Annotated in this window: 8 protein-coding genes; 3 read left to right on the top strand and 5 right to left on the bottom strand. The window is 71.8% G+C overall.

Annotation, left to right across the window (positions count from 1 at the left end; genetic code table 11):
* Window positions 1-3 precede the first annotated feature (3 nt).
* Window positions 4-2754, top strand: coding sequence for a DUF4159 domain-containing protein (locus tag HLA95_RS01785; RefSeq protein ID WP_222182198.1), 2751 nt, complete (start codon window positions 4-6; stop codon window positions 2752-2754).
* On the top strand, window positions 2751-4802 hold the full coding sequence (locus tag HLA95_RS01780; RefSeq protein WP_191061161.1) for a hypothetical protein: 2052 nt from the start codon (window positions 2751-2753) through the stop codon (window positions 4800-4802). The genes HLA95_RS01785 and HLA95_RS01780 overlap by 4 nt, the downstream gene beginning before the upstream one ends.
* A gap of 231 nt (window positions 4803-5033) precedes the next feature.
* On the opposite strand, the gene HLA95_RS01775 is transcribed toward HLA95_RS01780, so the two are convergent.
* The 4 genes from HLA95_RS01775 to HLA95_RS01760 form a co-directional block, all read right to left on the bottom strand.
* On the bottom strand, window positions 5034-5939 hold the full coding sequence (locus HLA95_RS01775) for a cation diffusion facilitator family transporter (RefSeq protein ID WP_191061160.1): 906 nt from the start codon (window positions 5937-5939) through the stop codon (window positions 5034-5036).
* Window positions 5940-5947: 8 nt separating this feature from the next.
* On the bottom strand, window positions 5948-7186 hold the full coding sequence (locus HLA95_RS01770) for an HlyD family secretion protein (protein ID WP_222182196.1): 1239 nt from the start codon (window positions 7184-7186) through the stop codon (window positions 5948-5950).
* A 302-nt stretch (window positions 7187-7488) separates the two neighbouring features.
* Window positions 7489-10980: a transcription-repair coupling factor gene (gene mfd, locus HLA95_RS01765; RefSeq protein WP_191060789.1), complete on the bottom strand. Its 3492-nt coding sequence runs from the start codon at window positions 10978-10980 to the stop codon at window positions 7489-7491.
* A gap of 5 nt (window positions 10981-10985) precedes the next feature.
* A complete protein-coding gene (locus HLA95_RS01760) occupies window positions 10986-11252 on the bottom strand; it encodes a succinate dehydrogenase assembly factor 2 (RefSeq protein ID WP_191060788.1) in 267 nt (88 codons plus the stop codon).
* On the opposite strand from HLA95_RS01760, the gene recG reads away from it, so the two are divergent.
* Window positions 11251-13446, top strand: a complete 2196-nt coding sequence (recG, locus tag HLA95_RS01755; protein ID WP_306422225.1) for an ATP-dependent DNA helicase RecG — start codon at window positions 11251-11253, stop codon at window positions 13444-13446. The genes HLA95_RS01760 and recG overlap by 2 nt on opposite strands.
* Here the strand turns inward: recG and HLA95_RS01750 are convergent.
* Window positions 13396-14088 carry a DUF502 domain-containing protein gene (locus tag HLA95_RS01750; protein ID WP_222182194.1) on the bottom strand — a complete coding sequence of 231 codons (693 nt, stop codon included), beginning with the start codon at window positions 14086-14088 and terminating at the stop codon, window positions 13396-13398. The two genes, recG and HLA95_RS01750, sit on opposite strands and share 51 nt — an antisense overlap.
* Between the last annotated feature and the right edge of the window lie 261 nt (window positions 14089-14349).

Below are 14349 nucleotides of genomic sequence, written 5' to 3'. Positions count from 1 at the left end.
TCGTTGCCCTGGCTCGGATCGCTCGCCTTCGCCCAGCCCCTGGTGCTCGCCGCCCTCTTGGCCCTGCCGGCCATCTGGCTGCTCCTGCGGGTGATCCCGCCCAGCCCGAAGCGCCGCCTGTTCCCGCCGATCCGGCTGCTGCTCGGCATCCAGGAGGAGGAGAAGACCTCCGCACGGATGCCCTGGTGGCTCCTGGCCCTGCGCACCCTGCTGGCCGCCCTGCTGATCCTCGCGGTCGCCGGCCCGGTCCTCCAGCCCATCCCCGATACCGGCCGGGACGGGCCGCTCCTGCTGGTGGTCGATGACGGCTTTGCCGCCGCCCCCGGCTGGAGCGTCACCCGCGCCTCGGTGGAGCGCGTGCTGACCGCAGCCCGGCGCGAGGGCCGCCCGGTGGTGCTGCTGCGCACCGCCGGCACCGAGCAGGGGGTGGAGCCCATGGCGATGACCGCACCCGACGCCCTGGCCGAGCTGGAGCGACGCGGTCCGGCGAGCTGGCCGGCCGACCGGGCCGCCGCCCTCCAGGCCCTGGACGGGCTGGCGGAGCCGCCCTCGGCGGTATGGTGGTTCGCGGACGGCACCGCGGCCGGACCGGACGCGGTGGCCGATGCCGTGCGCTTGGCCGCCCGCCTGCGGGACCTGGCACCCGTGCGCCTGGTGCTGCCCGACCCGGCCGATGCGCCGCTCCTGCTGCGCCACGGCGATCCGGATGCCGCCGGCCTGGCCTTCAGCGTCGAGCGCGCCGCGAACCGGCCGGAGGCGCAGCCGCTCCGGGTCCTGGCGCTCGCCGGGCGCGGCGAGGTGCTGGCCCATGCCGACGTCGCGATCGCGGCCGACGAGCGCCAGGTCCAGGGCAGCCTCGACCTGCCGATCGACCTGCGCAATCAGGTGGAGCGCCTCGAGATCGACGGGCGGCGCGGTGCCGGCGAAACGGTGCTGGTGGACGAGCGCTGGCGGCGCCGCAGCGTCGGGATCGTGGCACCCGCCGACGAGGGGGCGGACCAGCCGCTCCTGGCCGAGACCTGGTACATCGACCGGGCGCTGTCCCCCTATGCCGAGGTCCGGCGCGGCACGGTGGCGGAGCTGATCGAGGGGGAGCCCGCGGCGATGGTCCTGCCCGATGCCGCGGCCCTCACCGACCAGGACCGGGCAGCGCTGCGGAGCTGGATCGACGGCGGCGGCGTCCTGATCCGCTTCGCTGGCCCGCGGCTCGCGGCCGGTGAGGACCCGCTGGTGCCCGTACCGCTGCGGTTCGGCGACCGCCAGCTGGGCGGTGCCCTGACCTGGACCGAGCCCTTGCAGCTCGCACCGTTCCCCACGGACGGGCCGTTCGCCGGGCTGCTTGTGCCGGACGATGTCACCGTGCGCCGCCAGGTGCTGGCGCGGCCCGGCCCGGACCTGACCGCCGCGATCCTGGCAGCGCTCACCGACGGCACGCCGCTCGTGACCGGGCGGCGCCAGGACGATGGCTGGCTGGTGCTGATCCACACCACCGCCGACCCGGCCTGGACCGACCTGCCGCTGTCCGGCCTGTTCGTCGACATGCTGCGCCGGCTGACGGCCCTTGGCCGCGGCGACGAGACCCAGGCGAGCGGCAGCTTCAGGCCGCTGGCCGTGCTGTCCGGCGCCGGCATGCTGGCGGCCCCGCCTCTGGGCGTGGAGACGCTGGACGGGGCGGCCCTCGCGGCGGCCCGCGCCTCGGCCGCCACCCCGCCGGGCTTCTGGGCGCCGGTCGAGCTGCAGGCCGGCGACGACGAGATCCCCCGCCGGGCGCTGGACGTCAGCCAGAACCTACCGGCCCTGGAGCCGGTGGACGGTACCGTGCTGGCCCTGCCGGAGGTGCGGGTCGGCCCCAGCAGCGAGACCGAACTCGGCCCCTGGCTGCTGGCGGCGGCCTTCCTGCTGGCACTGGTCGATCTGGTCATCACCATGGTGCTGCGCGGCCACCTGCCCCTGCCGGGACGCCTGCGCCCGGCCGCCACCGCCGCGCTGGCCGCCCTGGTGCTGCTGGGCCATGGCGGGCCCGCCATGGCTCAGGCGGAGGTCCGGGCACTGGAAGCCACCGAGAGCACCCGGCTGGCCTGGGTCCGGACCGGCATCCAGAAGGTCGACGAGATCTCTGCGGCTGGCCTGGAGGGCCTGTCGCTGGTGCTGCGCGACCGCACCTCGGTGGAGCCGGAGGAGCCCCTGCCGGTGGATGTCGAGGCCGACGACCTGGCCCTCTACCCGCTGCTCTACTGGCCCGTGCCACCCGAGCATCCCGACCTGTCCGAGGCGGCGATCGCCAAGGTCGGCGACTATCTGCGCCATGGCGGCATGATCCTGTTCGACACAGGGGATGCAGCCAGGACCATGGCGGACGAGACGGGGCCGGGGGCGGAGCGGCTGGCGGAGCTGTTCCATGGTCTGGACCTGCCGCCGCTGGCCCCGGTCGACGGCGACCACGCGCTCAGCAAGTCCTTCTACCTGATGCCGAACTTCCCGGGCCGGTTCGCGCCGCGCACCGTCTGGGTCGACACGCCCCGCAGCCAGGTCAATGACGGCGTGTCCACGGTGATCGTGGCCGGCTCCGACTTCGCCGGTGCCTGGGCGGTTGACCGGTTCGGGGCATCGCTCCTGCCGGTGACGCCCGGCGGCGAGGAGCAGCGCGAGATGGCGCGTCGGGTGGGGGTCAACCTCGTGATGTATGCGCTGACCGGCAACTACAAGACCGATCAGGTCCATGTCCCGGCCCTCCTGGAGCGTCTCGGCCAATGACCGGCATCGACCTCGTCTTTCACCCGCTCCTGCCTTGGTGGACGATCGCCGTCGGCGCGCTGCTGGGCCTGGTCCTGCTGGGCCTGGGCATCTGGCGCCGCTCGTCGGGGATCGGCTGGCGGGCGCTCGCACTCGCGGTGATCCTCCTGGCACTGGCCGGCCCGTCCATCCTGGCCGAGCAGCGCGAGCGCCTGTCCGACGAGCTGCTGCTGGTCACCGACCGCACCCCCAGCCAGGAGATCGGCGAGCGTCCCGCCCGCACCGACCAGGCCGTCGCCGAGCTGCGCGAGCGCCTGGCTGCGGTGCCCGACCTGGACCTGCGCGAGGTCACGCTGGAGGCCGATCGGGATCGCGGTACCGCGCTCTTCGACCGGCTCGGGCGCTCGCTGGGCGAGATCGACCGCAGCCGGCTGGCCGGCGTGGTCGTGGTCACGGACGGCAGGGTGCATGACGCGCCGGAGGACCCGGCTAGCCTCGGCCTGGAGGCACCCTTGCATGTCCTGCTGACCGGGCGGCAGGACGAGGTCGACCGGCGGCTCGTGGTCGAGCGGGCGCCGACCTATGCGATGGTCGGTGAGCCGCAGACCGTGACGGTCCGGGTGGAGGACGAGCCGGGCCAGGGCAGTGCGCCCGTGCCGGTGCGCCTGTCGATCGACGGGCAGCTGGTCGGCCGGGCCAATCTGGTGCCGGGCCAGAGCACCGACCTCCCGTTCCGCCTGGAGCGCGGCGGCGAGGCGGCGATCGAGCTGGAGGTCGACCCGCTGGAGGGCCAGCTCACCGCACAGAACGACCGGCAGGTCGTGTTCGTGAACGGGGTGCGCGACCGGCTGCGCGTGCTGCTGGTCTCGGGCCAGCCCTATCCGGGCCTCCGGGTCTGGCGGAACCTGCTCAAGGCGGATGCGGCGGTCGATCTGGTCCACTTCACCATCCTGCGCCCGCCGGAAAAGCAGGACGGCACGCCGATCCGCGAGCTGGCGCTGATCGCCTTCCCGTCCCGCGAGCTGTTCGAGGAGAAGCTCGACCAGTTCGACCTGGTGATCTTCGACCGCTACGCCCGCCGCGGCCTGCTGCCGGCGATCTACCTGGACAACGTCGCCTCCTGGGTGGAGCGCGGCGGCGCACTGCTGGAAGCCGCCGGGCCGGAATTCGCCACCAGCTCGTCCCTGTTCCGCACCCCACTGGCCCGCGTCCTGCCGGGTGCCCCCACCGGTCAGGTGAGCGAGCTGCCGTTCACGCCCGCCATCACCGAGCTCGGCCGGCGCCACCCGGTCACCCGCGGCCTGGACGCGGATGGCCGGCGCTGGGGCCGCTGGTTCCGCCAGGTGGAGGTCGACCCGGCCGATGCCAGCGTGGTGATGGCCGGTGTCGCCGAGCAGCCTTTGCTCCTGCTCAAGCGCCAGGGCGAGGGCCGGGTCGCCCAGCTCCTGTCCGACCATGCCTGGCTGTGGGCGCGCGGCTTCGAGGGCGGCGGGCCGCAGAGCCTGCTCCTGCGCCGCCTCGTCCACTGGCTGATGAAGGAGCCCGAGCTGGAGGAGGAGGAGCTGACTGCACAGGGCGCCGACCGGCGCCTGACGATCGAGCGCCACTCGCTGGAAAGCCTGCCCCACGACGTCACGGTGACCTCGCCCTCCGGCGGCGTGCAGCGGCTGACCCTGGTGCCCGACGAGAACGGCGTCGCCCGCGCCGAGATCGCCGCCGACGAGGGCGGGCTGTGGCGGATCGAGGACGGCCAGCACGTCGCCTTCGCCTCGCCTTTGCCGGTGGCTCGGATCGAGGGCGAGGCGGTCACGGCCACCGACCTGCCGCTGCGCCCGGTGGTCCAGGCCACGGGCGGCACCTTCACCTGGCTGGCGGAGCAACCGGTCCCGGACATCCGCCGGGTGGGCGTGGACCGCCAGACCGCCGGGCGCGGCTGGATGGGCCTGATCGACCACGGTGCCTACCGGGTGTCGCGCACCGAGCTGGTGCCGCTGATGCCGGCCTGGCTGGCCCTGGCCCTGCTGCTGGGCACCACCGTGTTCGCCTGGTGGCGCGAGGGGCGGCGCTGAACGGACCACGCGCATGCGCCGCCAGTCGTGCTATGCTGGCGGATGGTGCCCGGGAAGCGGGCTTCCTTCGCTGCTCCTGCGTGTCGTTTTACGAGACGAACCCGAGCCGCAGCTTCACGAAGCAGGTGAACACGCGCCGCATTTGCTTTTAGAAGCAACTGCTTGGGCCGCCTTCATGACAACATGACTGAACTCGATCATGCGCACCGGATCGCCGGCACCCGGCACGATCTAGGCCAGCGCCCTCGCCACGATCGAGACGTCGGTGCCGGCGATCTCCTGCATGATCATCTGCCGGATGGCGCTCGTCCGCCGGTCCACCTCCGCGATCGGTAGGTCCGGCTCGAAGCCCAGCGTGATCTCGACGAACAGCCGCTCGCCGGAGCGGCGGGTCCGGATCTGGTCGAGGCTGCCATAGCTGTCGAAGTGATGGATCAGCGCGCGCAGGATCAGGAACTGCGCCGCCTCGTCGACCGCGCGGTCGAGCATGTCGGCCATGCCCGCCCGGAACATCCGCGCCGCGATCACCAGGATGAAGCCGGACACGAACAGGGCGCCGGTCACGTCCGAGCAGGCGACGATGACCGGGTCGCTCGCCACCGCCGAGATCGTCAGCGCGACCTGGACGAACAGGGACGAGACCAGCTTGGCGACGCGCGCCCGAAGCTGCGCCTGCATGATCACCGAGCGGCTGCCCTTGGCCGCCTCGTGGACGCGGGCCCAGGCCACGAAATTGAGGAAACTGTTCACCGCCCCGATGCAGGCCGCCATGGCCAGGCCGAACGGCGAGGCGTGGCTCTGGCCCTCGATCATCAGCGCCACCGCGCCCTGCGCGATCCAGAGCGCGCCACCCACCATGGCCGCGGCGATGATGAGGTTGCACATCTGCTCGAGCTTGCCGACGCCGAACTCGAAATCGACGAGCTGGCCGCGATGGATGCGGCGGAGCACCACCAGCGAATAGGCCTCGATCGCGATCATCAGCAGGCCGCGGACCGCCTCGGCGAGGCTGGTCAGCGAGCCGCCCACGATTCCGGCGAGCAGGACCGGGACGCCGATCATCAGGTCCAGGGTCAGCCCGAACAGGATGGAGCGCTCCCGCTGGCGCTCCTGGGGGCCGATGGCGCGCGCGACCATCCCGGCCCTCAGACGCCCAGCCGGGCGCGCAGGATGTCGATCAGGCCGATCTCGGGAAAGTCGACATGGGCAGCCTGGCCGACCGGGCAGGCGGCCGTGTCCGCCTCGGTCTGCTCCAGGGTCAGGATCGCCTGACCGACGCCGGAACCGCGCCCCTTGGCGATCGCCGCCAGATCGGCCTCGCCGATGGTGGCCGCGGCACCTCTGGTGAGCAGCACCCGGGCATGGCGCACCCGCCGCTCGCCCTCCAGGATCACCTCGGCCGGCATGGACGGGCGCCGCAGGGCCGCCTCCACGTCGCTCACCGGTACGTCGACCAGCAGGACGCTGCAGTCCAGCCATTTCGCCACCGGCGCGCCCACCTCCACCGTGGTGCCGGCCCCGGTGACCACGCTCCAGATCATCGCACCCGCCGGTGCGGTCACGGTGCCGGTGCTGACCTGCTCGAACGTCTCCCTTGCCGCCGACGCCACCGCCCGCGCCTCCGCCAGCGAGGCCGTGGCATCGGCGAGGCTGCCGGCCAGCCGGGCCAGTTCCAGCCGCAGCGTCGTGCGGCTGCGCAGGCCCCAGTCCGGGTCGTTGCCGTTCTCGAGCAGCGGCAGGCCGTCGGTGATCGCGCGCAGGCGCAGTTCCGCCCGTGCCACCACGGTTTCCTGCTCGGCCTGCAGCAGCTCCAGCTCCAGGAGCTGCAGCCTGGCTTCGTCGATGGCGCTCTGCGAGGCGGTGCCAGTCCGGCCGAGCGCCTCCTTGCGCTCGGTCATGCTGCGGACCAGCGCCAGGCGCCGGCCGATCAGCGCGAGTTCGGCCCTGGCACCGGCGACGACGCTCTCCAGGTCATGGGTGAACAGCTCGGCATGCCGCGCGAACCGGTCCTGCAGTTCCAGGTCGAGCCGCTTCAGCTCGTCCAGCTCCGCCTGCAGGTCGGCGACGTTCGCCTGGGCCAACGCCACCCGCGCCTCCGCCTGGGCGAGCGCGCTGCGATCGGCCAGCGGATTGCGGATCGTCGCGATCAGCCCGTCCGCGCCCGCCCGCTCGCCGATGCTGACCGCCAGCTCGTGGATGGTGCCGCGCAGTGGCGCGGTTGCGACATGGATCCGCGCGGTGACCGCAGCGTCCCGGACGATCACCGAGCGCAGATAGGGGGTGAGGATCCAGGCGATGTAGCCCAGCAGGAGCAGGAGGCCGAGCCACCAGAGCCAGCGGCTCCGGCCACCCTCCGGCCGCGCGGCTGCGGCCTCATCGGCCATAGGGGCCGTCCTCGCATGGCGGGCCCTTCCGTCCGGGCTCCGGGCACATGACATCGGAATCCCGGCCTGCGCCGGCAATATGCTGGACGTCGACCACCAGCAGCCTTTCCGCCCGGCTTATGCTTGTGCTGCGGGGTTATTCCGCAGTTTCCGGGCAAGACGATTACACGAGCCGAACATGTCCCGCTAAGGAGGTCAGCTCGTGCAACGGTGTCAAGGCGGGACGGAAGACGACGCTATTCTTCCGTGAAGGATGGCGGCAACTGCCATGGCCCTTCCGGAAGCATCGCTGACCAGAACGCTCAGGCCGCCAGGCGCGCCAGTTGCTCCATGAGCCGGTTGGCGGCCTTCAGCCGCTCGGCCGGGCTCTTGGTGTCCTGGAGATAGAGGATCTTGTGGTCCGGCCGGACCTTCATCTTGCCCTTGCTCTCCGCGATCAGCCCGATCAGCCGGTCCGGCTGCGGGAAGCGGTTCTGGTGCAGGCTGAGCACGATGCCCTTGGGGCCCGCATCCAGCTTGGCCACGTTGGCCTTCTTGCAGAGCTGCTTGATCGTGATGATCGAGAGCAGGTTCGCCGTCTCGGCCGGCAGCTTGCCGAACCGGTCGACCAGCTCCGCGGCGAAGCTGTCGATCTCCTCGCGCTCGGTGAGCGAGGCCAGCCGCCGATACATGGCGAGACGCAGATCGACATCGCCGATCCAGCTCTCGGGCATGAGCGCCGCGGCGTCGACCGTGATCTGCGGAGTCCAGTCGACCTGCTCCTCCTCACCCTTGGCACCGGCCCTGGCCGCCGCGATCGCCTCCTCCAGCATCGAGTTGTAGAGCTCGAAGCCGACCTCCTTGACATGCCCGGACTGCTCGTCGCCCAGCAGGTTGCCGGCACCGCGGATGTCCAGGTCGTGGCTGGCGAGCTGGAAGCCTGCCCCCAGCCCTTCCAGCGACTGGATCACGCTCAGGCGCCGCTCGGCGGTCTCGGCGAGCTGCTTGTCGGGCGTGGTGAAATAGGCGTAGCCGCGCAGCTTGGACCGGCCGACCCGGCCGCGGAGCTGGTAGAGCTGGGAGAGGCCGAACAGGTCGGCGCGGTGGACGATCAGCGTGTTGGCGGACGGGATGTCCAGCCCGCTCTCGACGATGTTGGTTGCCAGCAGGATGTCGATCTGGTGGTCGTAGAACTGGCCCATCACGGTTTCCAGTTCCTTGGGCGCCATGCGGCCATTGGCGATCCCGACCTTGAGCTCCGGCACCAGCTTGCGCAGGTCCTCGGCGAGCTTGGTCTGGTCGGCGATCCGGGGGCAGACATAGAAGCTCTGCCCGCCGCGATAATGCTCGCGCATCAGGGCTTCCCGGATCACCACCGGGTCGGTCGGCAGGACGAAGCTGCGCACCGCCAGCCGGTCGACCGGCGGCGTGGCGATCACGCTCATGTCCTTCATGCCGCCCAGTGCCATCTGCAGGGTGCGCGGGATCGGCGTCGCGGTCATGGTCAGCACGTGGACCTCGGCACGGAGCTGCTTCATCCGCTCCTTGTGCACCACGCCGAAATGCTGCTCCTCGTCGATCACGACCAGGCCGAGATTGTGGAACTGCACGTCCTTGGCCAGCAGCGCGTGGGTACCGATCGCAATGTCGACCTTGCCCTCGGCCAGCTCCGCCTTGATCTGCTTTTGGGCCTTGGCCGGCACGAAGCGGGAAAGCTGCTCGACCCGGATCGGCAGGTCGCCGAACCGCTCGGCGAACACCCGGAAATGCTGGCGGGCGAGCAGGGTAGTCGGTGCCAGCACCGCCACCTGCCGGCCGGCGGCCGCCGCGACGAAGGCCGCGCGCAGCGCCACCTCGGTCTTGCCGAAGCCGACATCGCCGCAGATCAGCCGGTCCATCGGCTGGCCGCTCGCCATGTCGGTGAGCACCGCCTCGATGGCGTTGAGCTGGTCCTCGGTCTCCTCGAACGGGAAGCGCGCCACGAACTCGTCGTAAAGGCCGGCCGGCGTTTCCAGCGGCTGGCCCTTGCGCAGGGCGCGCTGGGCGGCGAGTGCCAGCAGCTCCTGCGCCATCTCGCGCACGCGCTGCTTGACCTTGGCCTTGCGCGCCTGCCAGCCGGCCCCGCCCAACTTGTCGAGCTGGGCCTCCTGGTCGGCATGGCCGTAGCGGGACAGGATCTCCAGGTTCTCGACCGGGATGAACAGCTTGTCGCCGCCGGCATAGACCACGCGCAGACAGTCGTGCGGCGCACCGCCCACCTCCAGCGTGACCAGCCCCTCGAACCGGCCGATGCCGTGCTCGGCATGGACGACATAGTCGCCCTCGCCCAGCACCGAGAGGTCCTGGATGAACTTGTCCGCCCGCTTGCGCCGGGCCGACTGCCGCTGCATCCGGTCGCCCAGGAGGTCGACCTCGCCCAGCACCACGATGTCGCTGGTGACGAAGCCCCGGTCGATCGGCAGGACGGCGAGCTTCGCCCCGGGCTGGGCATTGGCGCTCGCCAGATCCGGCACCACCGGCAGGCCCGGCAGGCCGTGGTCGCCCAGCACGGTCCGGAGCCGGTCGGCCGAGCCCTCGCTGTGGGTGGCCAGGATCGGGTCCTTGCCCTGCTTGGTCAGGTCGCGGACATGGTCGGCGATCGCCTGGAACAGGTTGATCTCGCGGTTCTGCCGCTCCTGGGTGAAGTCGCGTGCCGGCCTGGCGCCGAGGTCGACCACCAGGTCGATCCCGTCGGGCTTGGCAAGCGGCGGCGGTGCAGGCGTGAACGCGATCGTCTGGACCGCATCGAGCCGGCGGCGCAGGCTGCTCTCGTCCAGGTAGAGCAGCTCCGGCGGCAGCGCCCGGTAGACGGTCGTGCCGAAGCTGGTGCCCTTGGGAGCCGGCTCCAGCCGTGCCTGATAGTGCTCGCCAATCAGCGCCTGGCGTGCCGCGATCGCCTCCTCGGCATGATGGTCGAAGGCGACCGCCCAGCCCTGCCCCAGATGGTCGAACAGCGTCACCAGCCGGTCGTGGAACAGGGGTAGCCAGTGCTCCATGCCCGGGAAGTGCCGCCCGGCCGCCACCGCCTCCAGCAGCGGATCGTCCGTTACCGCACCGAAACGCTGGAGGTAGGCGGTCTTGAACCGCTCCACCGTCTCCGAGGACAGGGTCACCTCGCTCACCGCCTGCAGCACGACCCTCTCATGCTTGCTGGTGGTGCGCTGGGTGAGCGGGTCGAAGCCGCGAATCGTCTCCAGGACCGGGCCGAAGAAGTCCAGGCGCAAAGGCTCGGGCGCCCCGGTCGGCCACAGGTCGAGCAGGCCGCCGCGCACGGCATATTCGCCGGCCTCGACCACCGTGCCGCTGCGCCGGAAACCGTTGCCTTCCAGATGCGCCACCAAGTCGTCGCGCTTGATCCTGGCGCCGCGCCTGGCGACCATCCGCCCGCCCTGCACCACCTCCGGGGCCGGCACGCGCTGGGTCAGCGCGTTCACCGTGGTCAGCACGAGCCGCGACGAGGCCTTCTCGCCGAGTGCCGCCAGCGTCGCCAGCCGGGTCGCCATGATCCCGGCATTGGGCGAGATCCGGTCATAGGGCAGGCAGTCCCAGGCCGGGAACGGCAGGACCGGGACGGCGGGTGCGAAGAAGCGGAACTGGGCGGCGAACTGCGCGGCGCGCTCGGCGTCACGGGCGACGAATACCGTGGAGGTGCCGGTCTTGGCGATCCGGCGGGCCAGATGCAGGGCGTCCAGCCCGAGTGCGGCGCGGGCCAGGAGAAGCCGGCGCGGCTTGGTGGCGGACGGTGCCGCTGCTTCGGCCACGGTGGCGCTGCTCATCGACGTCAGGCTTTCCTGTTGGCCTCCGCGCGCAGGAGCGCGAAGACCTCGTTGTCGTGCCGGGCGGGCAAAGGCTGCATGTCGGTAACCCAGGCCCAGATGTCCACGTCCGCCTCGCCCAGGAGGCGCTCCAGCGCGTCCAGCGCCTCGTCGTCGAAGCCGTCGAGATGGCGGCGCACGAAGCGGCCCAGCAGGATGTCGTTCTCGACCTGGCCGCGATGATGGCTCTGGTAGAACAGGCGCTTCTTGCGATCTTCGGTCGTCTCGGTCATGCGCATGCCTTCGGACGATGCCCAGGGGGACGGGGCCCAGAGGGACGGTGCCGGCAACGGGGCGGAGGCGAGCGGTCTAGCGGAGATGATGGACGGTTCCAAGGACGGTGCGCGCGCCGTGGTGCTGCCGGCGCACGAGCGGCCGACGGCACTGCTGCCGCTGTTCGCGCCGCTGCGCGGGCTCCAGGGTGTCGGCCCCGCCCTGGAGCGGCGCCTGGCCAAGCTCCTGGGGCTGGCCGACCCGGCGGTGCTGGACCTGCTCACCCACCGGCCGGCCTCGTTTCTCGACACGGCCCCGGCGGAGCGGCTGGAACCGGCGGACGAGGGGCTGGTGCGCACCCTGGCGGTGCGGATCCTCGCCCACCATCCGGCGCCCGCCAGCCACCGGCCCTTCCGGGTGGCCGCAGCCGGTGCGGCCGGCGAGATCGAGCTCGTGTTCTTCGGCAACGTCCAGCGCATGGTCGAGCAGCGCTTCCCGATCGGCGGGGAGGTGCTGATCCAGGGCCGGGTGCAGCGCTTCGGCGAGCGCTGGCAGATGGCGCACCCGGACAGCCTCCGGCCGGATGAGGCCGGCCTGCCGCTCGCGGTCTATCCGTCGAGCGAAGGGCTGCACCAGGGCACCATCCGCGGCCTGGTGCGCCGGGCACTCGGCAAGCTGGCCGAGCTGCCGGAATGGCTGGAGCCGGAACTGGTGCGGGCGGCCGGCTGGCCGAGCTTCGCCGAGGCGGTGCGCCGGATCCATGCCCGCCCCGATGCCAAGGCGGAGGCCCGGCTGGCGATGGACGAGCTGCTGGCCGGCCAGCTCGGCCTGCAGATCGCCCGGCGCAGCCGCGAGTCGGCGCCGGGCCGGGCGGTCCAGGGCGATGGAAGGCTGCGGGAGGGCCTGCTCGTGAGCCTGCCCTTCCCGCTCACCCGCGACCAGGAACAGGCGACCGCCGAGATCCTGGCCGACATGGCCCAGCCCCAGCCCATGCTGCGCCTGCTCCAGGGCGATGTCGGCGCCGGCAAGACGCTGGTGGCGCTCCTCGCCATGCTGGCGGCGGTGGAGGCGGGCCACCAGGCGGCGCTGATGGCGCCCACCGACGTGCTGGCAGCCCAGCACGCCCAGGGGCTGGCGCGGCTGCTGGCTCCCCTCGGCCTGGAGCCCCTGCTGCTGGCGGCCAGGATCAAGGGCAAGGAGCGGCAGGCGATCATCCGCCGGCTCCAGTCCGGCGAGCCTGCCCTGGTGGTCGGAACCCACGCCCTGCTCCAGGAGGATGCCGCGTTCGCCGACCTAGCGCTGGCGGTGATCGACGAGCAGCACCGCTTCGGCGTGCGCCAGCGGCTGACCCTGCGCGCCAAGGGTGCCGCCGTCGACCTGCTGCTGATGACCGCCACCCCGATCCCGCGGACCGCGGCGATGAGCGCCTATGGCGACATCGCCACCAGCGTCATCGCCGAGCGCCCGCCCGGCCGCCAGCCGATCGCGACCGCGGCGGTCCCGGTCGAGCGCATCGCCGAGGTCCATGACGCGGTGCGCCGGCGCCTGGAGCGGGGCGAGCGGGTCTACTGGGTCTGCCCGCTGGTGGAGGTCAGCCTGCGCGAGGACCAAGCGGCGGTGGAGGCCAGGGTCGAGGAGCTGCGCCTGCTGTTCGGCGATGCGGTGGGCGTGGTGCATGGCCGGCTGAAGGACGCCGCCAAGGACGAGGCGATGCGCGCGTTCGCCGAGGGCCGGACCTCGCTCCTGGTGGCGACCACGGTGATCGAGGTCGGGGTGGACGTGCCCGAGGCCAGCCTGATCGTGATCGAGGCGGCCGAGCGTTTCGGCCTGGCCCAGCTCCACCAGCTCCGCGGCCGGGTAGGCCGCGGCCGGACGGCGTCGGCCTGCATCCTGCTCTGGCGCCCGCCGCTCTCCGCGACCGCGGGTGCCCGGCTGAACGCGCTGCGACGCACCAATGACGGCTTCGCCCTGGCCGAGGAGGACCTGCGGCTGCGCGGGCCGGGCGAGATTCTGGGCGAGCGGCAGAGCGGGGTGCCGGTCCTGCGCCTGGCCGACCTGCAGCGCCATGCTGAGCTGATCCCGATGGCGGCCGCCGCCGCGCGCCGGGCGCTGGCCGACGATCCGGGGCTGCGTCAGCCGCGCGGTGCTGCGCTCCGGCTGCTCCTACACCTGTTCCGGCGCACGGATGCCCTGGGGCTGCTCGACGGGGGCTGACGGCTGGGGCAGGCCGCTCCGGTTGCCACCGACGATGCCGAACGACAGGATCATCTTGAACGCCTCGTCCACCGTGATGTCGAGCACCCGGATCCGGCTGCGCGGCACGAAGATGATGAAGCCGGAGGTCGGGTTCGGGGTGAGCGGGACGAACACCGAGACATGCGGCCCCTCGACCTGGTCGCCCACCGCATCCGGCGCCTCGCCCGTCATGAACCCGACCGACCATTGGCCGGCCGTCGGGAACTCGACCATCACCACGTCGCGGAACGCCTTCGCCTGCTGGGCGAACAGGGTCTCGAAGAGCTGTTTCAGCGTCGCGTAGATCGAGCGGATCACCGGCGTCCGCGCCAGCACCAGCTCGCTCCAGCGCACGACGGTACGACCGATCAGGCCGGCCGTGGACCAGCCGATCAGCACCAGGATCGCCATCGCCATGAGCAGGCCCACGCCCGGCAGGCTGAACGGCAGGTAGGTTTCGGGATTCCAGCGCGCCGGCAGGATGGAGTTCATCCAGCCGTCGAAGAAATCGACGACCTGCCAGACCACGTAGGCCGTGATCAGCAGCGGCGCGGTGACGATCATCCCGGCCAGCAGCCAGTTGCGGATGCGGGCACCGAGCGCCTGCCTGGGCAGATGCATGGGACTAGGCGGCAGAAGCGAGGTGGGAGGTGTTTCTTTCTGTGGCATCAGCGCAACAAAATTGATCCCCGGACATGAAAAATAGGTGAGCCTTTCCCTGCACGTCCAGCCTCGATTCGTCGCGCGGCTCGGCTCAGCGCAATCAGATAGCAACGCGTCTCGCGCATCAGGCGAACAAGTGGCCGTCTCATGCCGAGGAACCTCGTGCTGGCGCGGTTTCCGCGAACCTGTCGGTCGAACGAGCCTTCTTCGCAGGACATA

It is taken from the genome of Geminicoccus harenae (genome assembly GCF_019800005.1).
In the GTDB taxonomy this organism is placed as follows: Bacteria; Pseudomonadota; Alphaproteobacteria; order Geminicoccales; family Geminicoccaceae; genus Geminicoccus; species Geminicoccus harenae.
The sequence above is the reverse complement of the archived record's forward strand: the minus strand, read 5'-3'. Positions and strand labels throughout refer to the sequence as shown.